At 36.4% G+C, this 23,766-nt stretch carries 22 protein-coding genes and 1 other RNA gene; 4 read left to right on the plus strand and 19 right to left on the minus strand.

Going from position 1 to position 23,766, the window contains the following annotated elements:
* Positions 1-39 precede the first annotated feature (39 nt).
* The 6 genes from DSM02_RS00480 to DSM02_RS00505 form a co-directional block, all read right to left on the minus strand.
* Positions 40-894 carry a toprim domain-containing protein gene (locus tag DSM02_RS00480; RefSeq protein ID WP_128763808.1) on the minus strand — a complete coding sequence of 285 codons (855 nt, stop codon included), beginning with the start codon at positions 892-894 and terminating at the stop codon, positions 40-42.
* Between the two features lie 220 nt (positions 895-1,114).
* A complete protein-coding gene (locus DSM02_RS00485; RefSeq protein WP_128763809.1) occupies positions 1,115-2,293 on the minus strand; it encodes a VapE domain-containing protein in 1,179 nt (392 codons plus the stop codon).
* An 18-nt stretch (positions 2,294-2,311) separates the two neighbouring features.
* Positions 2,312-2,599: a helix-turn-helix domain-containing protein gene (locus DSM02_RS00490; protein ID WP_128763810.1), complete on the minus strand. Its 288-nt coding sequence runs from the start codon at positions 2,597-2,599 to the stop codon at positions 2,312-2,314.
* Between the two features lie 298 nt (positions 2,600-2,897).
* The gene (locus tag DSM02_RS00495; protein ID WP_128763811.1) at positions 2,898-4,136 is read right to left on the minus strand and encodes a site-specific integrase; all 1,239 of its coding nucleotides are present in this window, start codon (positions 4,134-4,136) and stop codon (positions 2,898-2,900) included.
* A gap of 254 nt (positions 4,137-4,390) precedes the next feature.
* Positions 4,391-4,792: a transfer-messenger RNA gene (gene ssrA, locus DSM02_RS00500) on the minus strand.
* Positions 4,793-4,901: 109 nt separating this feature from the next.
* Positions 4,902-5,729 carry a GIN domain-containing protein gene (locus DSM02_RS00505; RefSeq protein ID WP_128763812.1) on the minus strand — a complete coding sequence of 276 codons (828 nt, stop codon included), beginning with the start codon at positions 5,727-5,729 and terminating at the stop codon, positions 4,902-4,904.
* A 149-nt stretch (positions 5,730-5,878) separates the two neighbouring features.
* Between DSM02_RS00505 and DSM02_RS00510 the strand changes: the two genes are divergently transcribed.
* Positions 5,879-7,093, plus strand: a complete 1,215-nt coding sequence (locus tag DSM02_RS00510; protein ID WP_128763813.1) for an NAD(P)-dependent oxidoreductase — start codon at positions 5,879-5,881, stop codon at positions 7,091-7,093.
* A 37-nt stretch (positions 7,094-7,130) separates the two neighbouring features.
* On the opposite strand, the gene DSM02_RS00515 is transcribed toward DSM02_RS00510, so the two are convergent.
* The 10 genes from DSM02_RS00515 to DSM02_RS00560 form a co-directional block, all read right to left on the minus strand.
* Positions 7,131-7,532: a ribosomal maturation YjgA family protein gene (locus DSM02_RS00515; RefSeq protein ID WP_164918200.1), complete on the minus strand. Its 402-nt coding sequence runs from the start codon at positions 7,530-7,532 to the stop codon at positions 7,131-7,133.
* Entirely contained in the window at positions 7,516-8,193 is a 678-nt protein-coding gene (locus DSM02_RS00520; RefSeq protein ID WP_128763815.1) for a DUF1361 domain-containing protein, read from the minus strand. The genes DSM02_RS00515 and DSM02_RS00520 overlap by 17 nt, the downstream gene beginning before the upstream one ends.
* 11 nt (positions 8,194-8,204) lie before the next feature.
* Complete coding sequence (locus DSM02_RS00525) at positions 8,205-8,993, minus strand: DoxX family protein (protein WP_128763816.1); 789 nt, start codon at positions 8,991-8,993, stop codon at positions 8,205-8,207.
* 34 nt (positions 8,994-9,027) lie between these two features.
* Positions 9,028-10,404, minus strand: coding sequence for a cell envelope integrity protein CreD (gene creD / locus DSM02_RS00530; protein ID WP_128763817.1), 1,377 nt, complete (start codon positions 10,402-10,404; stop codon positions 9,028-9,030).
* Between the two features lie 4 nt (positions 10,405-10,408).
* Positions 10,409-10,924, minus strand: a complete 516-nt coding sequence (locus DSM02_RS00535) for a Coq4 family protein (RefSeq protein WP_128763818.1) — start codon at positions 10,922-10,924, stop codon at positions 10,409-10,411.
* Positions 10,917-11,216, minus strand: coding sequence for a winged helix-turn-helix domain-containing protein (locus tag DSM02_RS00540; protein WP_128763819.1), 300 nt, complete (start codon positions 11,214-11,216; stop codon positions 10,917-10,919). Before DSM02_RS00540 ends, DSM02_RS00535 begins: the two co-directional genes overlap by 8 nt.
* 24 nt (positions 11,217-11,240) lie before the next feature.
* Positions 11,241-11,897, minus strand: coding sequence for a hypothetical protein (locus tag DSM02_RS00545; protein WP_128763820.1), 657 nt, complete (start codon positions 11,895-11,897; stop codon positions 11,241-11,243).
* A gap of 106 nt (positions 11,898-12,003) precedes the next feature.
* On the minus strand, positions 12,004-12,861 hold the full coding sequence (locus DSM02_RS00550; RefSeq protein WP_128763821.1) for a universal stress protein: 858 nt from the start codon (positions 12,859-12,861) through the stop codon (positions 12,004-12,006).
* A gap of 2 nt (positions 12,862-12,863) precedes the next feature.
* Positions 12,864-14,474 (minus strand): BCCT family transporter, encoded by a 1,611-nt coding sequence (locus DSM02_RS00555; RefSeq protein ID WP_128763822.1) that lies wholly within the window; start codon positions 14,472-14,474, stop codon positions 12,864-12,866.
* A 15-nt stretch (positions 14,475-14,489) separates the two neighbouring features.
* A complete protein-coding gene (locus tag DSM02_RS00560; RefSeq protein ID WP_240673942.1) occupies positions 14,490-15,635 on the minus strand; it encodes a hypothetical protein in 1,146 nt (381 codons plus the stop codon).
* Between the two features lie 134 nt (positions 15,636-15,769).
* On the opposite strand from DSM02_RS00560, the gene DSM02_RS00565 reads away from it, so the two are divergent.
* Positions 15,770-16,114 (plus strand): DUF1801 domain-containing protein, encoded by a 345-nt coding sequence (locus DSM02_RS00565; protein ID WP_128763823.1) that lies wholly within the window; start codon positions 15,770-15,772, stop codon positions 16,112-16,114.
* A gap of 57 nt (positions 16,115-16,171) precedes the next feature.
* Here DSM02_RS00565 and DSM02_RS00570 read toward each other — a convergent pair whose 3' ends face one another.
* Together DSM02_RS00570 and kdsA are read right to left on the minus strand one after the other, a co-directional pair.
* A complete protein-coding gene (locus tag DSM02_RS00570; RefSeq protein ID WP_128763824.1) occupies positions 16,172-18,061 on the minus strand; it encodes a TlpA disulfide reductase family protein in 1,890 nt (629 codons plus the stop codon).
* 206 nt (positions 18,062-18,267) lie between these two features.
* Positions 18,268-19,086, minus strand: coding sequence for a 3-deoxy-8-phosphooctulonate synthase (gene kdsA / locus DSM02_RS00575; protein WP_128763825.1), 819 nt, complete (start codon positions 19,084-19,086; stop codon positions 18,268-18,270).
* Positions 19,087-19,441: 355 nt separating this feature from the next.
* Here kdsA and typA point away from each other — a divergent pair, with 355 nt between their 5' ends.
* Together typA and DSM02_RS00585 are read left to right on the plus strand one after the other, a co-directional pair.
* Positions 19,442-21,235 carry a translational GTPase TypA gene (gene typA, locus DSM02_RS00580; protein WP_128763826.1) on the plus strand — a complete coding sequence of 598 codons (1,794 nt, stop codon included), beginning with the start codon at positions 19,442-19,444 and terminating at the stop codon, positions 21,233-21,235.
* A 114-nt stretch (positions 21,236-21,349) separates the two neighbouring features.
* On the plus strand, positions 21,350-21,796 hold the full coding sequence (locus tag DSM02_RS00585) for a hypothetical protein (RefSeq protein ID WP_128763827.1): 447 nt from the start codon (positions 21,350-21,352) through the stop codon (positions 21,794-21,796).
* Between the two features lie 107 nt (positions 21,797-21,903).
* On the opposite strand, the gene DSM02_RS00590 is transcribed toward DSM02_RS00585, so the two are convergent.
* A complete protein-coding gene (locus DSM02_RS00590; protein ID WP_128763828.1) occupies positions 21,904-23,751 on the minus strand; it encodes a RagB/SusD family nutrient uptake outer membrane protein in 1,848 nt (615 codons plus the stop codon).
* Positions 23,752-23,766: the final 15 nt, after the last annotated feature.

Raw genomic sequence — 23,766 nt, forward strand, 5'->3', positions numbered from 1 at the left:
CACAGCCACACATCTTGCCCTGCTTTCCAGAAATCAGTTTCAATTCGTTTTCATTAGCCAGGCATTAAGATCTTTTTCAGCAGTATAGAGCTCAGATTTATCAATACACTTAGAAGTTTCATTCAAGAAGTATATTGTGGTTTTTCTTCCGGCTTCATCCTGATCTAAATAGAGTTCAACAATTTTATAATAATCAAAGTAGGGGAGTGCTTTATCTGCAAAAGCAACAGAGTTTAAAATCAGAAAATCAGCCTCTCGTTTTAAATTTGGACAGATTGTAATCAGCGATAACAGATCAAACATACCCTCTAAGACGATCAAGTTTTGAGACCCATTAGTGATCCATTTCAAATCCTTTGGTGAGCTAGAGGATTTAAAATATTTGTTTCTAAGTTCCCATCCTCCGGAATTATTTTTCAGACCAATAGAAAAACCATATTTCTTCTTTATTGTATAATGCACTTCTCTGCAAAACCACATCGCTACAACCGGATTAATTTTTCGATTCTTCAGATAGGCTAATAATGCCGGATGTTGAATCGGTTTTACATCTCTGATTACAATTCCAGACTCTTTAACCTTCGTTTGTTGTGGTTTTGGAAGCGCATAGTTGTCGGTATAGACTTGAGCTAAAATTGCTAAAGCTTCACGTACGGCTATATTGTGAAGTTCACAGATAAGATCGATGCAGTTGCCTCCTTTTCCTAGTCCGTGATCGTACCAGCAGTTTAAAGTTTTAGAAACTTTAAAGGATGCTTGGGTTTCTGACCGTAGGGGACTCAGAAACCAAGCTTCCTTTTCCGAATTGCGAGTGGGAAGGTGTCCTAAAAATTCCAGCGCCTTCACGATGGAAATTTTTCGGGCATTTTCACACGATAATTTTTCTTTTTTCATCTGTAAATAGTTTAAAAATCCCAAAACATCCTACCATCTTACCCATCCCAGTAAACACGGGGCTTGGTGGCCTGGGTAGGTTGTTTTTTATCTTACCCATCCTACCAAAAATTTGTGGTAAGATGATTTATTATGATCCTACCACAAATGAGACTACTGTTTATAAGTTCTCAGAAGATTTGTGGTAGAATGGTAAGAGGTTTTACTCTTTTTTCTTTCATCAGCCTAGTTCATAAGGTGATTCTGTGAACTTTCGTTTTGCTAAATAGCCGTAAATCCTGCGTTGGGGGTGTTTGATCTTTTGAAAACTAAAGCCTGAGAGGGCGCGTCCCAGATTGATCTGACTGATGCGGATGTTCAAACAATTTAGACTCACCATGATGTCTGTGGCCGTTACAAAATCTTTTTCGTGGGTAGACTTTTCATAGTACTTCGCAATGAGTTCCTGTTCAGTAGTCATTTTAGTATACTTCTGATTGCGCTCCTCATTCTCATTCACATCCTTGACGGTGAGCTCAGGATTAAAATCAGGATCTTTATAAGCCAAATGATAAGCCTGGCTCCAGACGTCAGCAATAGCAACTTCCTTTTTATAGTTGAAGTCTATAGGACCCATCAGCTCAAAGCACAGCCAGCGTACCGAACCGGTTTCATCATTTAAAAAGGAAGACATATTGGTCGAACCCATAAAGGAGCAAATTCTTGGAAGTATCGTATTCTTCCGGTCATAAGGCAAACGCTCGTTGATAAAGGTCTTTGAGAAAAAAGTTTTGAGGGCATTCACATCATTCTTAGAAAGTACTGCCAGTTCGTCGAGATTATACAGGAAGTTTTGGCATAGTTGAATTCGGGCATCTTTATCGCTATTGATATCTTCCGCCATATATTCTGCTAATTCGGGTGGGCAGAGATAGCGGCACCAGGTGGACTTGCCCGAACTCTGACCACTATGGCTGATAATTAGCGCCTGCTTGTTGAAATAAGCAGGCTCCAGAGCGCATTTGATAGCTCTAACCAGCCATTTCTTAAAATGATATACAAATACTTCATATTCATAAAGCGGAACGAAAGAAGCTAGTTTTTCAATATAATCTTTACCATCCCAAGTCTTCAGAGAGTCGAAGTATTCTCGAATTGGATTGTATTTATGGATCAGTTCTGACTTGATTAGAATCTCTAATTTAGAAGTACTGATATCAATTCCGGCTTTGGTCAGTTCAATAATCAACGAATTCAGGTTCAAGTAGCACCATTGACGCTTTCCTTTTAGAGATATCTGAAAGTCGTGTGATATTTCATTGTAGAGAATATCATACTTCTCAAATAAGTATTCAATGGTGTAATCGTAAACAGTTTTCTTTTTAGGATCTGCTACATGATAGAGTTTATTAGTTTCCATAGCTTTAGTTTTATAGGTCTATGAAATTTTTGATCCTTTTGAATGGCACTTTACTGATTCTCCTGAATCGACCTCTGAAAACATTTTGTTTTGTAGCAACCACTGCTCAAGTTCTTCCCGCTCAAAATAAATTAGTTTACCATTAGGTTTACTATGGGGTATAGTACCGGTAGAGGTTAATTTATAAAGATAGCTTCTAGATATTCCTGCATAGTCGCAAGCTTCCTCTAGGGTAAGTACTTTCTTATTGGCAAGTAAAAGCGATTCGATTCGCTCAAGTCTTTCGTCTAATTTAAGTATGTTCATTGTATTCTTTTTTAATGTGAATAGTGAACAAAGCGCTTTGTTTGATTAAGTAGAATTCTTGAATTAAAAGTAAAAAAGTGAAAGTTTAAACACCCTTTTTTGAGAGAAGAGTTATTTACAAATAGCTTGTAATTAGCCCCTCATATTGTTTGCATTTATCTGATAAAGATTGAATTCATTTGTTATTAAATATTATCCAATACGATGCATCGCCAAACAGTTTTCCGGAGTTATGAACATTTCTATGAAGAATTTAAACTCCTATTCGATAATGAAAAGGCTTAGATACGGTTAAGCTCTATTCCATTTTGGACTCCTTCTTTGACTTCTGAGCAGCGAGTTTAGCCTTTAAAATGTTCATGTCATCACTAATTTTCCGATCAACTATTTTTGCATAGTGCTGTGTTGTGCGTAAGGACTGATGTCCTAGCATTTTACTTACAGTTTCGATTGGCACTCCATTTGTTAAAGTGATTGTAGTTGCGAAGGTATGTCGGGCTAAGTGTGTTGTTAGTGGTTTAGTTATACCACACATAATTGCTATTTCTTTCAAAAAAATATTAGACTTTTGATTACTAAAAACAGGAATCACACGCTCAGAATTTTCTACTTCAGGATGATTTTCGCAACGCTCAAGAATCTGTTCAGCTACGGGAAGGAGTGGAATACTGCTTTTTGTACCTGTTTTAGTTCGATTAATTCGAATCCATCTGTCACCGTCTATTCCCAAAGTGATATCAGACTTAGAAAGCTTCTCAACATCAGAATAAGCTAAACCGGTATAGCAAGAAAACACAAACATATCCCGTACTAATTTCAACCTATCAAAATGAAGCTCTTTGCTCCAGAGTGCGTCAACTTCCTCTTGGCTCAGAAACTCTCGTTCGACAGGTTCAAATTTTACTTTATAATTAATAAGAGGGTCATGATCCATCCATTTATTTGCTAATGCAATACGGATGATTTTTTTGAAGTTATTGACGTATTTCAATGCAGAATTGTGGTTGCAGTTACGTTTAGTTTTGAGAAAATGTTCAAACTTGGTAATAAAGGTATAATCGATATCCTTTAGTCGATAGTCATTTTCTTTATAATACTCTTTAATGAATTGCTTAATGTGATTGTGACACGTCCAATATCTTTGGGCTGATGCAGCCGAAATATCTTTACCGATTAATTGATCTAGGTTTTCGTTATGTTCTTTAAAGACCTCAAGAGCTTTTCTGTCCCTATCATCTATACCATTTAAAGCCCTGATCATTTTATTAGGAGTAATCAGTTGAGCACTATCCATAAAATTTTGATGAATCTTATTTAAGTTGTAGGTCAACTTATCAATGTGATCATTAATTTCTTTGGATTCTTTATTCGTTCCTTTAGCTCGTCCCTTAGAACTACTCCATTTATTTAAAGGGATAGATCTGCTAATGCTCATTTGTGCACGAGATCCATTGATGGTTATCCGTAGATATATTAGTGAATTCGTGTTTTTTTCTGATCGACTTTTACGGATAAAAAAAAGAAGGTTATAAGACATATTCGTGGATTTAGAATTTTTAATTAATTCAAATTACGTGAATATACTATTACTTACAAATCTGTTAACATTTCAAGAATCTGATAAACAAGGGTTTATGATCAATTCGGTATCCCCAAAAGTCTTGAAAACTAGGGGACACCGAATTGGCTCCCTTTTATTTGATATTAAATGAATTTATTTGAGGGTAAATAAAATAAAAAACCCTGTAAATCAGTAATTTACAGGGTTTTTAAAGGAGTTTGAAACTCAAAAAGTGGAGTCGGGCGGGTTCGAACCGCCGTGCAAACAGGCAACTCAATAGCTTTCTACACGTTTATTTGCCAATTGGTTTTCGTGCAACAGCCGGTCGGCAACTACCAACTGGTACCTTATTCTCGATTAGATTTCACTATCACATCAAGACCCTGTAATAGCTATGTTTACTTTTTCGGTACCTCTAAGCGAAACGCCGCAAACCAAGGCTTTTCAGAGGTATCATGGTCTCATACCTTGTATGAGATTAAGATAACCTTACTATAATTCGGGTTATGCAGCCATGGCGTAGTTATTCTCGCCGTTTAAAAAGTGTGAAACATGAGATTTACGAGCTTGTGTCCCAGCGCTCGACGTGCTTACTATTCAATTAGACCCGCTGTCAAAACCAAATCGACCCCAAATCCATTTTTCAATTCTAAAAATAGAACCGGAAAAGGTGAGCAAAGATACTAATTTTTAACAGGATAAAAACCTAAGTATCTTCACACTTTAAAGATTTTATAAAGCTTATCTCTTATTAATCTGTGCATCATCGTTTAAGGCTTTTACATTGATTTCGGGTTTGCCATAAACATTAACGATAGCTTTATCTTGTGCAGAAACCATCAATTTATCTGATGCACTTATAGCTGAGCTACTACGATCGCTTAAAGTTAGCATCGCTTCTTTGATATCAAAATCATCACCTTTATAATCAGCCTTCCCGGTAAGTGTTAGATTTAAGGTTTCAGATTTTCCTCTTGGGTTGAATTCTGCATTATCAGACATTGTTAAGAAGGTTTCGGTTGCGGTGAACTTTCCGTCCAGATCAGTACGCCCGCTCATTTTGATTTCAAGTTCTCGAGTCTTAGTGTTGACTTCGCCTCCTGCCTTTTCTGAAAGATTTATTCTCGTTTTTTTACTGGTGATATTCAAATCAATTTGAGAATCACTCATGGCAGTTGCTGTAAAATAAGGCACTTCAATTTGCCCAGGAGTCTTGAGGTCGCTATCACCTTTAAGAACTATATGTTGGGGATTTTGCAATTTGAGATAAACCTCCAATTTTTTAGAACGGGTGATTTTCATATTGGTATTGATATGCAAAACACTATCCTTGACTTTAAAATCTACAACACTTATAAGATTACGGTCTGTAGTTAATACATAATCATTGCTTTTAGCTTGAACAAGTTCAACTTCAATATCATTATCAACTTCAATGGTATTAATACCGGTTTGTAAAGTTCCATTTACCGAAATCACGTCGCGATCTCCTTTAATTTTAGATTGTTGTGCTCCACAAGATGTAGTTAATAGTGCTAGGGTTATACCCAGTCCAAATATACTTTTCATATAATTTTTTGTTTTAAAGAATATAGTAGATAATAGTGGCAAGGCTACCCAATGAATTATTAAACATTTGCCAATACGTTATTAAAGTTGGCTTAAAAAGACTGTGCCCGTATCTCTATAAATTTGTAATTTTCTCAAAAACCATTTTTATGGCAGTATTAAACTTTGCACTCTTAAAAGAACGTAAATCACCACCAGATCGCCGCTCGGTATTATCACCCATAGCGATGTCTCGTGCGCAAGAATTATTTCCTAAAGCTACATTTTTAGTGGAGCGTTCAACTATACGCATATTTCCTGATGTAGCCTATGAGAAAGCAGAGTTTGAAGTAAAAGATGATGTTTCTGATGCAGATGTTTTGCTGGGTGTTAAAGAAGTGCCTATAGATGCATTAATCCCAAATAAGAAATATTTCTTTTTTAGCCATACGATTAAAAAGCAACCGTACAATCGGGATTTATTGCGTGCGGTTTTAGATAAAAATATCGAACTCTATGACCATGAGGTGATCACACGTAAAAGTGGGTTGAGACTTATAGGTTTTGGGCGTTATGCCGGTTTGGTAGGAGCTTATAACGGGTTTAGAGCTTACGGAAAAAAACACCATTCTTTTGATTTGCCACCCGCTCATACATTGACCGATGTGAGTGCTCTTATCACTCAATTAAAAAAGATAGAATTGCCGGCAATTAAGACCTGCCTCTCCGGAAGCGGGAAAGTTGCTGGTGGTGCTCAGGAAATTCTGGAAGCAATTGGTATTAAAAAAGTGAGTATTTCAGACTACCTCAACAAGTCTTTTGATATGCCGGTATACTGTAAAATAGGTGTGTTGGATTATGCAAAACGAACAGATGGTGAAAAAGGAAGTTTGTCTCAATTTATAAAAGATCCTTCTGCGTATGAAACTGATTTTTTACGCTTTGCGAAAGTGACACAGCTGTTTATAGCCGGACATTTTTATGGTGATGGCGCACCGTATTTATTTACCCGAGAGCAGGCCAAAATTCCTGATTTTAAAATTGAAGTTATTGCCGATATCTCTTGTGATATTGATGGCCCTGTAGCTTCTACCTTGCGGCCTTCTACAATAGGTGAACCTTTTTATGGCTATGATGCTCAAACTGAAGAGGAAGTGGCTTTTGATGCTCCCGGAGCGATCACCGTTATGGCGGTAGATAACTTGCCGTGTGAGTTACCCAAGGATGCCAGTGAAGGTTTTGGCGAAATGTTTATAGACAATGTATTGCCAGCTTTTTTTAACGAAGATAAAGATGGAATCTTACAACGTGCCCGTATGACAAAAGATGGAAAATTGACACCACGTTTCAGCTATCTGCAGGATTATGTAGATGGAAAGGAATAGGCTTTTTGTAGAAATACAACATAAATGTGTAATTACATTAAATTCCTTTCTTAGGCGACAGAGGGGATGGGGATGAGACTATTTCTACCCACAAAATAAATCCAATACCTAAAACATACATCAGTAGATCAAGCCAGGAAAAATGACTGCCGAAAACTAATGTAGCTGCGTGTTTGTATTCCTGAGGAGCATATTGTGGAAGGTTTACCAGCTGTAAAAATTCTATTATAAAAGAAATCGCAAGCGTCACCAATAATCCGGTTTTCACGGAAATAGAGCTACAACCCATCAACAAGCAATACAATAAAATAACTACTAGAAAATCTCCCAAATTAGCTCGTATAAACCCGGTTTTTAAATAGGTTGCGATAGCTATTTCAATACTGAGAAGGATAAAAAAAACGATGCTATAAATAGAACCTTTACTGCGTGGAATCATAATTCCTTGTTGATTTGTGCCCAAGTTGAAAAATATAAAAACCGGCATTTAAAAGTATTCCAAAAGCCAGAGTAAAAAGCCATACAAGTTTATGCTTTACAGGGTTGATAAGAAATTGAAGAATAGTAGTAAATAACTCAAATGGATTGGTAACTAAATCCCAGGAGTTAAACCGGACTACTCTACCCAAATAAATACCAAAACCGCAAAGTATAAAAACGGAAATCGTGGCTATATTCAGGAGTTTTTTATTGATCGTATTTTTGAGCAATCTTCTTAATTCTAAAATGGATTGATAACCAAAATACAAGCTGATTCCTGCAAACGTAAGAATAACAATTGCATCGTAAACAAACCACTGAGACGTACTGTATGATAGATGAATCAAATCGGTTAGAACATACGGCGCGTTGGGTAAAAAGAGCAGCCATAGTACCAGTACAAAAAACTTCTTTATGGGATTGAGAAATAATTTTTTATTGAATTGAATAAACCAGACAATTCCTAAAGGAATAAACGCCAAAAAGAGATTCCATACCAGAAATAAGCCAAAATAATCATGTGTAGTTTTAACTCTGAACACCAGTAGTAAGAAGCAGACCAAAAGCGCTATAAACAGATGCTTGAGTGTAGTGTATTTAGTAAGAATAAACTCTTTCATACCTATTATTTTTAATTGATTTTTTCATAATCTTTCAGACATTCGTCAAGCGTTTTCCCTTGATTATGTATACAATTGCAAAAATCAAAACCTGCTTGTTCAGGAGTTCGGCTTTCAAGCCGGCTTACACAATCGTCATAATTGTTGCGGGGCATTAGTTCAAAAAGTCGGTTAGATGCAAACATCGTAATCACAAAAGTGAGGATAATGATTCCCAAAAATCCCCAAGGGAACTTTTTTGAAACCAGAGGTGATTTTATACTGTCTAAACTGAAATTTAACCGCAAGGGGACGTTTTTCTTAAAATGAGGGTTATTTTCTGTCTCTCTAAGCGTAAGTGGAGGATCGTATTTCAGTGATGTTTCACTGAAAGGCAAAATAAATTTGAGACGGTCGTAATTGTAAAGTAGGATATATAAGTTAGCTAAAATCATTAGGGTTGAAGTAACTAGTGAACCTTCAAAACGCACGGCCCACGACAGCACAAAAATGTTTAAAATGATGGGAAAATATACCAATGCACCCAGCAGCACTGTACGTGGAATGAGTAACAATATAGCAGCTGTAATCTGAGCAACACCAATAAACGGATAGTAAAATCCCGTATGATGTAAAGCTTCAAGATAAGCTCCCATAGGATGTTTTATAGCAAGTCCGCTGGCAAAACGCTCGTCTATGATTTTGACCCAACCGGCAACTATAAAACCCAAAGCGAGCGTACACCTGCAAAAGAGATAGAAGCCAGCGTGCCAGAAATTGCGACGCACTTTGGTATAAAAAGAAAGAAATGACGTGTTCATAGTTTTCACTAGTGCATGGTTTTTAATTATGAATTTAGGAATTCCAATCGATCTTTCGAGATACATACATCACCAAAGCCAAAATGATAAAAAGACCTATACTGCCCACTAGCAATGCATAATTTTCCAGCTGAATGATCACATAGATAAAACTATATAGGAGCGTAAGTGAAAAGCCTATAAAAGCCGGGAATTTAATGTTCTTGAGTATACTGCGCGCGTAAAGTGATATCAATAGGATTACAGCAATACTGGCAACGAGATATGCATTTAAATAACTGCTGTGTTCAGATATTGAAATCAAGAGTGTATAAAACATAATTAGCGCAAGCCCGATCATTAGATATTGAAAAGGATGGATATGAATTTTACTGAGTGTTTGAATTAGAAAAAAGATCAGAAACGTAAGACCAATAACCAGAAAACCATACTTGGCTGTTCGCTCACTTTTTTGATATTCATCTACCGGAATTTTAAAATTTACACCAAAAGCAAACTCAGTAAGATTAGGCAAACCTTGAAAAAACTCTTGCGGAAAAGGTCTGTTAATATCCAATACTTTCCATTTTGCATCAAAGCCTTTACCATCAAGTTTATCTTCATTATGCGGTAGATAATTACCGGTGAAATTATTGGTTTCCCAGTCTGAAGTAACCTGTGCTTCCGTAGTTTTTCCGGTAGGAATAAAACGTAATTGTTCGCTTCCGTTTATGTGTAAATCCATCTCAAAATTCATGGTGTTTTCCTGTGGAAGATTTTCTGGTTTTACAAAAGTCGTTTCCATTGTAAAAAGATTTAGATGAGAAAGATCGGTAGGATTTCGCTTTTCGTACTTTGAAGAGAACGGATAAGAATTGCCATTTAATTTTATGATCACTTGCTCGTTGACTCCTTTGAGATTAGAAGTTTGAAAGATTACACGTGCTTTTTCCCATAAAATCTGATTGGGTTCGGCAGGAGCATCAGAGAAATCAGGAATAGCAAAAGAACCTTCAAAGTGCGTTTCAGAATTATAAACACTGGTTTTGTATATGCTTCTGTTTTTTATTTCGGCATTTACATGAGTTTTAAGGTTTAATTCCTTCGGAAAGAAATAGGCTGATTTTTCTTCCTCGATATATTGCGTTTCAAATGCTTTAGTCTCTTTATTTTGAATTGCCTGTTTTACTGAAACCATATAGGGTATCTTTAAAACAGGACCATAGATCAGAACTTCTTCTCCCCATTTTTCATTAATTTCAGATACCACCTCTTCTTGCCGCTGAGCCCGTTCTTGAATGAGGTCTTGAACAAAAAATAACGGAATAAGCAGGATTAAGGTAAGAAAACCCACCATAAACATGCGAGCGGTGATAGAAGTTTTTAGCCACTGTATAAAGCGATTGGGATATTGTGTTTTTTGAGAGTCCATAAGATTATAATTGATTGATGTTAAATGTATTTTTAAAAGTTATGATTGAAGACTTGAGAGACTCTTTGTAGTTAAAGTCGTGTAGCGTTTTGGTGTTTTGCCCTTTTATTTGAGCCTTTTTAAAAGTCTTATAGTGATCGGGGTAGAGGAGGTAACCAGCAAACATAGCAAGTAGTAAAAATGCACTTCTCTTCCCATTTCCATAGAGAAAGAATTGGAGTGCGATTTCTTGAGCAGTATCGGTTTGATAACCGGTCAGGACATGAAAAACATCGTGATTTTCGCAACGGGGTTGAGGCTCAAAATTATGTTTTAGCAAAAAACAGCCCAGATAAAAACCTAACGTATTTTCGGGATATTGTAATAATTCTTTCCGGGAAATGCCCCAAGATTCTGTGCGTTTAAACTTCACATAAATGCGACTGCTTAGATCAAAAGAAGCTCCTACAAATAGTTCTCTTATTAATATTAAAGCACTTTGAAATTCAAAGTTTAATGATAAAAAAATAGATTTAGTCATTATTATTGATGAGTTTTTCTAAAGCTTCAATGTGTTTAGTAAAAGCTTCCCGGCCAGATGCGGTAGCAATATACCTGGTATTGGGCTTTCGGTTAATAAATGATTTTTCAATACTGATATAAGCTTCTTTTTCTAGTGCTTTGGTATGACTGGCAATATTTCCGTCTGTAGCTCCCAATAGTTCTTTCAGCATATTAAAGTCGGCAAAATCATTCACCATCAAAATACTCATAATCCCCAGGCGTACCCTGTGATCAAAAGCTTTATTTATATGTTGAATGATGTTTTTCAATGTATGTTGAAATTTATGAATGAATTAATTGATATTCTCCTCGCTTTGGGAGGGACGGTCGTATTTATTGTATAAAATAGTTCCGTAAATGATGTGGAAAATTCCAAATCCGAGTGCCCAAAAATACAAACCATAACCCACAAACTGTGTAGCGATAAGACCTATTATAATATTAGCTATTCCCAGATATTTTATATCACCTATTGTGAATTTGCTGGCGTTTACGAGAGAAAGGCCGTAGAAAATTAGTGTTGCTGGAGCTACAAGACCGGCTATGTCATATTGTATAAGTACTATACAAAACAAACCTCCTGACACAAGAGGTAGTGCAAAATTAGCCAAGAGGCGTTTTGAGACCGGATTCCAGATTTTTTCATTTTGCTTTTTAGCTTTACGTAATGTGAGGAAAAATCCTGTTGCGATAGCAGCTGCAAGAACAATAAGCGCAATGGTTACTAAATTAAAAAACAAACTAGAGTAGGGGTTATCAGAAATCCAGTCGGTTTCATTATAAATTAAAAACTTAAAATCTTTAATTTGAAAATATGCGATAGTTGCGCCTATCAATGCGTAAACACCTGCTAGAACTCCTGAGAGTCCACTTAGTGACATAAAGCGAGAAGATCTGCTCATCATGGTTTTGATGTCGCTGATGTCTTTGAGATAGTTTTTAGTATTCATACAAAAGTACTTTGAGTTACAAAGTAAAGCTAAAATAGTTTACCAACCAAGAATAAAAAAAGCTTCACGTTCTCGTGAAGCTTTATGTTTTGATTATAGTTATAAGCTATCGTACTACTAGTAGTGGACTACTTAGGGTTTCATTAAAGAGTTCTTCAGTAAGACTACCTATCAATAAGGTTGAAATATTGCTACCTCCTTTGTCCGATAGGATAACCAATTTAGGTTTGCGTTTTTCAATTTCAACTAGAAATTTCTGACTGATGCTTTTATCTTTTGCAAAAAGAAATTCGTGATTATCAGGATCTGTCACAGCAAGTTTTTTAAAGAATTTAGCAGATTTCTGACGCATATGTTTCTCTATTTTTTCTTGCGCATCTTCTCGGGCAACATATGGAGAAAATTGAATAGGAACTTGTGCGATATGTAATGCATTTATGGTAATGGGTTGCTTGCCTCTAAGCTCTTCAGCAAAGAAAAAAGACTTTCTTGAATGACTAGAAAAATCTGTACCTACCCATATCGTTTCTAAACTTAGCTCAGTTGTTTTAGGTACTGTAAGTATACTACACTTGAGCAATCTTAGCAACTTTGAAGTGACCACACCTGTCCCATCTTTAGCAGCTTTATTCCCTACAATAGCAAGATTGATCTGATATTTATTAGCGATATAATGAATGAGTGATTCTGTATTAGAATCTTCAGAAATTAGCACTTCCCAATTCACATTTGCAGAAAAGCGGTTTGCTACTTTCTCGTTAAGCTCATCACCTATAAGTTGGTCAAGATTTAACTGATTCAGCTCTTCTTTAAATAGATCAGAGATCTCATATTTCTTGATATTATGAACAAAATATACGTTTTCAGCCTCAAACTTTTCAGCAAGAAAAGAGGTGTATTCGATGAGGTGGTTATCTAAAGAGGAGAGGTCTAAAGCAACCAGTATGTTTTTTACTTTTTCCATTTTTAGTCTTTTTTATTTCTTCGAGCTACAATTTCTTTAACGACATCTTCATAGTCGTCCATTTGCTTTTCAGATTTCTTTTTCTCCATTTTCTCATAATCTTCTTTTAGTCCTTTATAGAGTGAATAACACATAATAAGTAAAATTATAGCAAATGGTAATCCAGTTACAATGGTTGCGGTTTGTAAGGCTTCAAGCCCACCACCAAATAAAAGAACAGCCGCAACAGTGCCTTCGGTCACTGCCCAGAAAATACGTTGCCCTACCGGTGCTTCAATTTTTCCGCCAGAAGTTAAACTATCTACTACAAGTGATCCTGAATCTGATGAAGTAATGAAGAAACCTGCAATAAGAATAACAGCAACCACATTAATCACCATCGATAATGGGTAATCTTGAAAAAATATAAATAGCGCAGTAGCGACATCATCTTTTACAGCTGTAACTATAGTCATATCACCATTCAAGACTTGCTGAATAGCGACACTACCAAATGCAGACATCCAGAAAAACGTAACCAATGATGGTATTAATAAAACACCTAGAATAAATTCTCTAATTGTGCGTCCTTTAGAAATACGCGCAATAAACATTCCTACAAATGGAGACCAACCTATCCACCAACCCCAGTAAAAAACAGTTTGGTTATTTTGCCAAGAGCTTCCTTCATAGGTTTCTACCCAAGTAGAGATTTTTAAGAAGTTGAAAATATAGCTTCCCGTATTTTCAACAAAGGAGCGAAAAATAAATAGCGTAGGGCCTAGAATTACAGCAAGAAGTAATAAAATTATAGCTATGCGCATATTCCATTCGCTTAAAATACGCACTCCTTTATCTACTCCTAATACTACAGACATTGTAGCAATTAATGTAATGCCGGCAATGAGAAGAATTTGTGTTAGTGTCCCATCAGGTACACCAAATACGTGATTGAGGCCACTGGCAATTTGTTGAACACCAAAACCTAATGACGTTGCAAGTCCAAAAAGTGTAGCAAGCACTGCAAAAATATCTATAATGTCACCTGTTCTCCCGTAGATTTTATCTCCTAAAAATGGATAAAAAATGGATCGAATCGTTAACGGTAAACCTCTGGAATACGTGAAGTAGGAGAGTGCCAAACCTACTAAAGCGTACACACCCCAAGCATGAAAGCCCCAGTGTAAAAATGTAAAATTCATTGCTTCTATAGCTGCTGCCACAGACTTGGGTTCTGTCGTGGGCGGATTTAAAAGGTGGTCTACAGGTTCTGCAACTCCAAAAAAGAGCAAACCAATACCCATACCTGCACTAAAGAGCATCGCAAACCAAGACCCTGTTTTGTACTCTGGTTTTGCTTTTTGCCCCCCAATTCTAAGTTTTCCGTATTTACCTAACGCCAGATAGGTAAGAAATATCAAGAACAGATTTATACAAAGCACAAAGAACCAGTCTGCTTTTTCTGCCACAGTATGTTGAATGTCGCTAAATATTTTTTGTGCCTTTTTTTCAAATATGATCGTAAGTGCAATACTTATGATGATAAATATCGTAGAGGTAAAAAATACCGGTCCATTTACTTCTAGACCAAATATTGATTTCTTTTCATCACTTCGCGTAATTTTCTTTGCCATAAAATTTTATTTCTATTAAAAGTAGTATCCAATATTTATATTAAAACGAGCTTCCCATTTTGCATCAGGATTACCTGCTGAAAAATCATCTACAAAATTACCGCCTAACCATGAGTGGTTATAACCAGCAGCATAATCTATGTAGGTATATACTTGACCGGCTGTAACTAACAGACCGGTTACATTTTGAAAAGAATCTGTAAATTCTTTTTCTTTTTTCTGCATATAACCAAAGTCATTATAGACTTCAATTTGAGAGATAGGTCCCCAGTTTACTGAAATTTTTTTGGAAACAGCAGCAGTGTACATGTTAAAGTCGCTAGCAACTTCATATGGAGTACCGTATGCTCCCATTTTTATAATTTTATTTGATTCCCCCGGTGCATTTTCTGGAGCATGAGAAACAGCAATTGCTTCGGTCTTTAAATTCCAGTTTTTCCAGTTCATCTCATAGTGAAGCGCAAGAGCATAGTGGTAACCATTCTTGTTGGTATCTATATTATACAGACTACCATACTGCCCAGAGAAACCTATTCTGTGTTTGACATTCTCACCTAGTTTACGAACGACTTTTCCGTTAAATTGGTTGGTTTCTTTATTTCTACCCACTACATCATATGAATATCTGCTAGAGCTATTTTCTACACCGCCTCCAAAATTTAATTCTTCAGCATTTTTTAGAAAAGCCAAAGCATAATCCCATTTGTCTCCTGTATGCACATACTTTAACCCCATATCATGATCATCTTCAAGCCCCACATAATACGTGATATTAAAAAACCAATTGTGAGAATTGTATTGCTTGATTCCAAAAGGAACATAAACTAAGCCTGCATGAAGCTCGTCTTTTTCATTAAATTTATAGCCGACCCATCCTTGTTTTAAAAAGCCTCCGCCAAAAGCTTCAGAATAAAGTCTGTATTCAGCATTTAAAAAAATCTTTTTATAAGAGGCTTTAGCATTAATCCTAAACATATCGTAACCAAACTCTCCTCCTTTTGTTTTTTGCTCTTCTTTCCAGGAAGAATAAACATAATTAACCCGAAAGGCACCTCCTAATTTAAGCTTTGGCTTTTCTTTTTCCTGACCTGTTGCGGCAGCAGAAATTAATAAAAGAACTAACAGTCCTTTGACGCGTGAAAGTTGGAAGTGTGAAGACATACTCTGAAAGGTTGGTGGGCAAAGTAGGGGATTTTATTGGAACAGCTAATAACTTCTTGGAATTAATACTTTTTTATAATTTACTGATTTTTTGGAAAGCAAAGAAGCCCTAAGAATTATAACAACTCTCACAAATGAATCCTGCCGAAAATTACATTCTAAAAACACCGCAACCCTATCGGGATATTTTGCTACAATTGCAGGTGCTTATTGAGCACAGCGTACCTGAAGCGCAATTGCTTTATAAGTGGCATTTGCCTTTTTATTACCTGAACGGAAAGATGTTCTGCTTTCTAAATTTTAGGAAAAGCTTTGTGGAACTTAGTTTTCCCAAAGGCGTGGATCTCGATGACCTCAAAAATAACTTGATGGCAGGAGAGGGTCGAAAGAATTTACGCTCGCTTCGGTATCACAACCTAGAAGATATAGATGCTGAAATCGCTATTGGATTTTTAAAGCAGTTGAAGGAAATTACATAAAAAATCCGTGTTGGTTTCAAACCAACACGGATTTTTTATTTTTCTAACGTCTAACGATTACTGCCCGGCAGCCAGACCAATCATCATATCAAGTTCTTCAACCAAGCCGTCTGTGTTGCCGTCAAAACCAACAGCTTTGAATTTGATTTTACCGTCAGGCCCCACTACAAACTTGGTAGGAATTCCCTCTACTTCGTAAGCCGAAACTACATCATATTCCCGGCTTCCTTCTTCTTTAGGAGTATCCATCAATACGTTAAACGTATAGTTGTTTTGTTTGATGAAATCACTAACTCCTTTTTCCCGGGCTTCTCCGCTGGTGCTTTCCCAGGTGTCTATAAATAGGAATTCTACATTTTCGTTATCAGCATATTTAGAAACAGCTTTTTGCATGCCTGGGAAAGAAACTTTACAAGGACCACACCAGGTTGCCCAGAAATCAAGTACCACGGTTTTTCCTTTTAAATCGGCTAAAGCGATTTCCTCGCCATTTAAATTTTTAAGATTGAATGTGGGCGCCTCCTCATAAAGCATTTCCTTTTTTAGATCGGCCAACGCGTTATCGTGGGCTATTTTTTCCAAACCACTCAAATAGCCATCAAAATCACCATCGTGATCGGTTTTGGTAAAAGCAGTAGCCAGATACTCTTTAGTTTTCGTAGTAGCTTTACCTTTTTTAACGAATTCTGAAGCTTTTTCAAGAACCTTGTCATATTGCTCATCTGCGGTTAGAAACTGCACGTAACGTTCATATACATCTGGAGAAGTCCTGTCTGCAACAGCATCTTCCTGAGCTGCGATGGCTTCTTTGATTTTACCTTGTTTAAATAAGATCAACCCGTAGGTGTCTGAATACATTGCTTGGGTAGATGCCAGATTCTTTTCAAACTGACTTTTGGTATAATAATCAGGTTTGTCAGATTTTTGAGCATCTACAAGATCTAAAGATGTTTTGGATAATTCTTCGGCTAACTCAAGATTTTCTCCTTTTTCAGCCATGTTCCAGGCAACGTTATTATAAAGACTAGCTTTATTGGTAGCTGCACTGATTTTTTCTGCAGCGTCTTTAAACTTTTCAATATTACCTTCAGCTAATTCTGCTTGAGCCAAAGCAGAATACATATAGTTTCCGTAGCTAGAAGGTACTCCGCCTGCTGCTTCGAATTCTACAGCGATCGCCTCTTTATCTTCCAGACTTTTGGCTTCATAAATTTTTTGATAATACGCGCGCTGTGCCTGATTTCCTTTAGGATACTTTGCCGCGATTATAGGAGTAATAGAGTCTAGAGCAGCTTTATCTTTTTTTACATTATAAATGGTGATTAAATTGCTGTAATCCTCTTCAACCAATTGTTCTTTAGCAGCTAGAGATGCGAGCTTTGCATCATAAATTGAATCAGCAAAAGCTTTATCTGATGAATTTATTACATACAGAAAAGCTAGGTTGTCAGGATGCTTACTCCAATTTTCTTTTAATAACTTAGCTGCATCTTCTTGGTTGTATTTGATTCCATAATCAGAGCCTCTAGTAGCTTTATAATATGTAACACTAGATTCGCTTTCAGGAAGTATCTCGCCATCTGTATCATAGAGATTTACCGAATATCCCTTTTCATCATTAGCTTCATAATCTTCTCCTAATTTAAAATTGAAAATCAACCCATCAGCAGAATCAGGAATTTTTAGGCCTCCTGTGAAGCGCTCACCATCTTTTATTAGGTCAAGGTCAACCGGGTAAGCACTTGATTTTACGGTATAAACGTAAAAGGCTTCAGTTATTGTGTCAGTTGCGGAATAGGCCAATTTTAAACTATCACCGGGAGAAGGTTTACTTTCTGAAAGTTCAAGATTCCCTATAGTCAAAGGCGTTTCTTTAGGCTCGTCTGAGCACGAAAAGATAGTTAGTGCAGTAAACGCCAGTACTGCCGGAATTCGCAAGTTTTTCATATAAATGTGTTTTTGATTGCACTTAAATGTACTAAGAATTTAGTTTATAGCATATTGATGTGCAGTCTTTTGAGATTCAGTTTAAGAATGAGAACTGATCTTTTTAATTAATTTGATAAAATAGCTTTCTAAAAAATAAAGGATTGCTAAAGTGTGAACTTCAGCAATCCTTAAAATTATGAGATTCTTATTTTGTTAAATGTACTTTAGTTTTCAGCAACAATTTTTCTGATAGCTACCAATTTAGTCAATAAACCTTCCAGCAAACTAAGATCTAGCATATTCGCTCCATCACTCTTCGCGTTTTTAGGATCAAAGTGGGTTTCAATAAAAAGACCGTCAACACCTGCTGCGATGCCCGCTTTGGCCATAGTGCCTATAAGCTCCGGGCGACCACCGGTTACCCCACTACTTTGATTGGGTTGTTGTAAACTGTGGGTGACATCAAGTACGGTAGGAGCATAACTCTTCATTGTAGGGATTCCTCTAAAATCTACGATGAGATCCTGATAGCCAAACATCGTCCCGCGGTCTGTGATCCATACATTTTCATTGCCTGTATCGGTGACTTTGGCAACCGCATGTTTCATTGCTTCGGGGCTCATAAACTGGCCTTTTTTGAGATTGACAACCTTACCGGTTTCAGCAGCAGCGACAACCAGATCGGTCTGACGTACAAGAAACGCAGGTATTTGCAAAACATCTACATATTCTGCAGCCATTGCTGCATCTTCATTTACGTGAATATCTGTAACGGTGGGTACATCAAAAGTCTCAGAAACTTTACGTAAAATCTTTAAAGCTTTTTCATCACCAATGCCAGTAAAACTATCGATACGGCTTCGGTTTGCCTTTTTAAAACTTCCTTTAAATACATACGGAATGTTCAGTTTATCGGTGATACTTACGATTTTTTCCGCAATGCGTAACGCCATTTCTTCGCCTTCAATCGCGCAAGGCCCTGCAAGAAGAAAGAAATTATTAGTATTTGTATGTTTTATTTTTGGAATGGAATTCAATTTCATTTTTTGAAAAATTTAGAGCGTAAAGATAAGGCTTTGGAAATATGAAATAGAAAATTCAAAATTGAATATGTAAATCCCGAATTGAACGATGTTAGTGTATAGCGAACAAAAACTTTAAAATATCTGAAATATGTTGTTTAAACCTGTAATTTTTGATGCTATGCTCTGAGCCAAAGAAAATCTAAATTTTAATATATAATAAAGATGAGGTTCTAAATAATATATTTAGCTATTGATTATCAGTTTATTGACTATAACGATAGGAGTTAAAATATGCTTAAAACTTAATACAACATAAGGTATCAATAAGTCATTAATTACCACTATATTTGCGCCCTTAAAATAAGGGCATCTTATGGAAATTAAAAACATTGCGATTATCGCGCACGTTGACCACGGTAAAACAACCCTAGTTGACAAAATTATGTACCACTGTCAGTTATTTCGTGAAAACGAAAACACCGGCGATCTAATTCTTGATAATAACGACTTAGAACGTGAACGTGGTATTACCATTACGTCTAAGAACGTTTCGGTTATGTACAAGGGTACAAAGATCAATATTATAGATACTCCTGGTCACGCTGATTTTGGTGGGGAAGTAGAGCGTGTTTTAAACATGGCAGATGGTGTGTTACTTCTGGTAGATGCCTTTGAAGGACCTATGCCACAAACCCGTTTTGTACTTCAAAAAGCAATTGACCTGGGTCTTAAGCCTTGTGTGGTAATCAATAAAGTAGATAAAGAAAACTGTACTCCTGATGAAGTTCATGAGAAAGTCTTTGACTTGATGTTTGAATTAGGTGCCGAAGAATGGCAGCTTGATTTTCCAACAGTTTATGGTTCTGCTAAGAACAACTGGATGAGTGATGATTGGAAAAAAGAAACAGAAAATATAGAGCCTCTTCTTGATATGGTTATGGAGCATATTCCTGCTCCAAAAATTGAAGAAGGTACTGTGCAAATGCTAATTACCTCTTTAGACTTTTCTTCTTTTACAGGACGTATTGCTATAGGTCGTTTACAAAGAGGGATTTTGAAAGAAGGTATGCAAGTATCTTTAGTAAAGCGTGACGGTGCTGTTAAAAAAGTTAAAATAAAAGAATTACATACCTTTGAAGGTTTAGGACGTCTTAAGGTTTCAGAAGTTCTTCCTGGCGATATTTGTGCACTTGTAGGTATTGAAGGTTTTGAAATAGGTGATACTATTGCAGATTTTGAAAATCCAGAAGCACTAAAAACAATTGCTATTGATGAGCCTACAATGAGTATGCTTTTCACCATTAATGATTCGCCTTTCTTTGGTAAAGACGGTAAATTTGTGACTTCTCGTCATATTAAGGATCGTTTATTTAAAGAATTAGAGAAAAACTTGGCACTTCGTGTAGAAGAAACTGGTAGTGCAGATAAATTTATGGTTTACGGTCGTGGGGTATTGCACCTTTCGGTATTGATTGAAACGATGCGTCGTGAAGGTTATGAACTACAAATTGGTCAGCCACAGGTAATCATTAAGGAAATAGATGGTGTTAAATGCGAGCCTGTGGAAGAGTTGACTATAGACTTACCAGATACTGTTTCTGGTAAAGCAGTAGAGATGGTTTCTATGCGTAAAGGAGAGATGTTGAGTATGGAAGCAAAAGGAACTCGGATGGTTTGCCAGTTCTTAATTCCATCACGAGGTATTATTGGTTTACGTAATCAATTACTAACAGCTACCGCGGGAGAAGCGATTATGGCTCACAGATTTTTAGAGTATCAGCCTTATAAAGGAGAAATTCCTGGACGTATAAGTGGTTCTCTAGTCTCTATGGAAAATGGATCTGCAATACCGTATTCTATAGATAAATTACAAGATAGAGGTAAGTTTTTTGTTTCTCCAGGAGAAGATATTTATGAAGGTCAGGTGATTGGTGAAAACTCTCGCCAAGATGATATGAATATCAATATTACTAAGGCTAAAAAGCAATCTAATGTACGCTCATCTGGTGCAGATGATAAAGCTAAGATTGTTCCTGCTATTAAATTCTCTTTAGAAGAAGCATTAGAATACATTCAAAAAGATGAATATGTTGAGGTAACACCAAATCATTTACGTTTACGTAAAGTATATTTAACTGAAAACGAACGTAAGCGTAACAAAATCTAGGAGCGTTAAGCGTATAAATAGTTTAAAAGCACGTCCGCAAGGAGGTGCTTTTTTGCTTACTAAAATAACGCAACTATTCTATTAAAAATGCATCTATAAGCTAAACATCCAAAAATGAAAAAAGTCTACCTATTCTTAATTTTATTTGCTTCACTTCTTCAATCTTGTGATAACGATGATTGTGGTTCATGTTTTACACCTCCTCAAGGTTTTGTATTTGAACTCGTTGATGCAGAAACTGGAGGGAATCTTTTTACAAGTGGTATATATAATCCCGAAGATATTTCGGTTGTAAATGCCGTTGATGATACAGAAAGAGCATTTCAATTTATTTCTGAAAATCAATTAAACGTAATCCAAATTCAGGAAGTAGGCTGGGAAACCGAAATTGTAAATCTTGAGATCAAAATAGGTGAGGATACAGTATTCAATTTATATGTAAATGCAGAAAGAACAACCGATGATTGCTGCTCATTTACAAAATATAATGAGATAGAAATCCGTAATACTGATTTTGAATTAGATAGTCAGACCGGGGTTTATAAAATTTTAGTTGAATAGAATTGAGCGTTCTTGATTTAATTTTTTGGTGATTATTATTTTCTCTTATGAGAATTATACCCCCCACACCTTACAATTAGTTAGGGGGCATAAAACCTCACAAAGTCTTACCAGAACGGATTTTGTACCAAATCTGGATTGATATCTATTTCTGTCTGATGAATAGGAATCCAATAATTCTTTTTAGAGAATTGACGTTCCTGATAGGATTTTCTTATAAAAAAGCAATCTGGATTGCTTTCATCATCACAATATTGAGAAGCAAAGAAATTCATTCCATAAAATTTTCTATCAAGTGTTTCTTCTCCTATTTTCCAACGTCTAATATCGTGGTACCTTAATCCCATTTCACAGTTGAGCTCCACACGTCTTTCTCTGTGTATGGCTTCGCGCATTTCACTTTGGTTCATACCAGTTGGCAAATCAGGAATACCAGCTCGTTCTCTTATAAGGTTAACGTATTTCAAAATATCAGGATTGCCTGGGTCGCTTTCGTTAAGGGCCTCGGCATAATTTAAATAGGCTTCCCCCAATCTGTAAAGAATACCTGGCCTGTATGGATTTGTTCCGTTTCTTGGATCGTGATCTGGATGTACTTTCTTACGTACAAGATATCCATTTTGTGGTGCATCGTGGGTTGGCCCTCCATCCCATTCATCTTTCATAAAACGCGTAGTGCGATTCTCTCTTCGGTACCACGCTCTGTTATATAAAACAGAAATATAGAAGCGAGGTTCACGATGGGTATACATATTATAAGTATCTGGCAGCGTAACCTGTCCCGCTTTTCCATCTTGATTTCCCTGAACTTCAATCCATTTGGTGTTTCTAAATTCTGCTTCTTCAGAAAACCCTTTTTCAACATAGCCTGAATTAGGATCGTCAATAGGTAATCCGTTCTCCATAAAAAATGCATCTACCAAAGATTGTGTTACTCCTAGACCACCGTTACCAGCAGTACCTCTGGGCTGTGCATGTTTATCATACTCCCAGTGATTTACATCAGGACGTGCAAAAAGTATTTCCGTATTGCCATCTGTAGTTTTTCTAAACATCATATTTTGATAGGAAAGAAAAGGATCTATAGAGCCGTCATCATTGTATTCATAATACAGATCGTGACCAGCCTGATGTGCTGCATCAATTAGTTCTTTACACGCATTACTTGCTCTAACCCATTTTTCTGGACTATAAGTAGTATTAAAAAGCGGTTCTCCCAGGCTGTTTGTAAAACCAGAATATTCAGAGTTGCCATTTACAAGAGGGCTCGCGGCAAATAAGAGCATACGTGCTCTTACTGCTAAAGCCATGATTGATGTGGCACGACCAAACTTTGACGCATCACTATATGTTGCAGGCAGTTCTTGAGATACTTCTTTTAACTCATTATCAATCCAGGAAACCAATTCATCATACGGTCTTCTTTCATTTAGCAAGTCTTCATCAGCTGTACGTATACCCTCATTAAAAGGAACAGGTCCATAAGCCTGAATGAGTAGAAAATTATAATAGGCTATAAGAAAGCGTGCTTCATTTTTCATAATCTGCACTTCTTCTTCTGAAACTTTCTGAGCTGGTAATGCCTTAATATTTTCTATAAATATATAAGCAGATCTGATTCTTTTGGGCAAGACATCCCAATAATCACTATTCCAGTTTGACGTGGGGTTCCAGTCTCCTCTTTGTTTAGCAATTACATCCCATCCAAATTGCTCCCACCCTGTAGAAGGAGCCATATCGTCTCCAAACGCATCGTAACCAATATTTCTTATCATGCCCCAATAGGGGTCTGGGATATTTGAATAAATACCAGCCAACCAATCTTCAGTTCTGGTTTTATCGTTAAAAACTTTCTCGAGCGTAAGTATATCTTCTGGTTTTTGGTCCAGATAATCAGAACACGACGTAAATGTCATCGTTAACAAAATGACAGTTATGTATTTTAATATTTTCATAATCTATGTTTTTTT

This window comes from Leeuwenhoekiella polynyae (assembly GCF_004104075.1).
Taxonomy (GTDB): Bacteria; Bacteroidota; Bacteroidia; order Flavobacteriales; family Flavobacteriaceae; genus Leeuwenhoekiella; species Leeuwenhoekiella polynyae.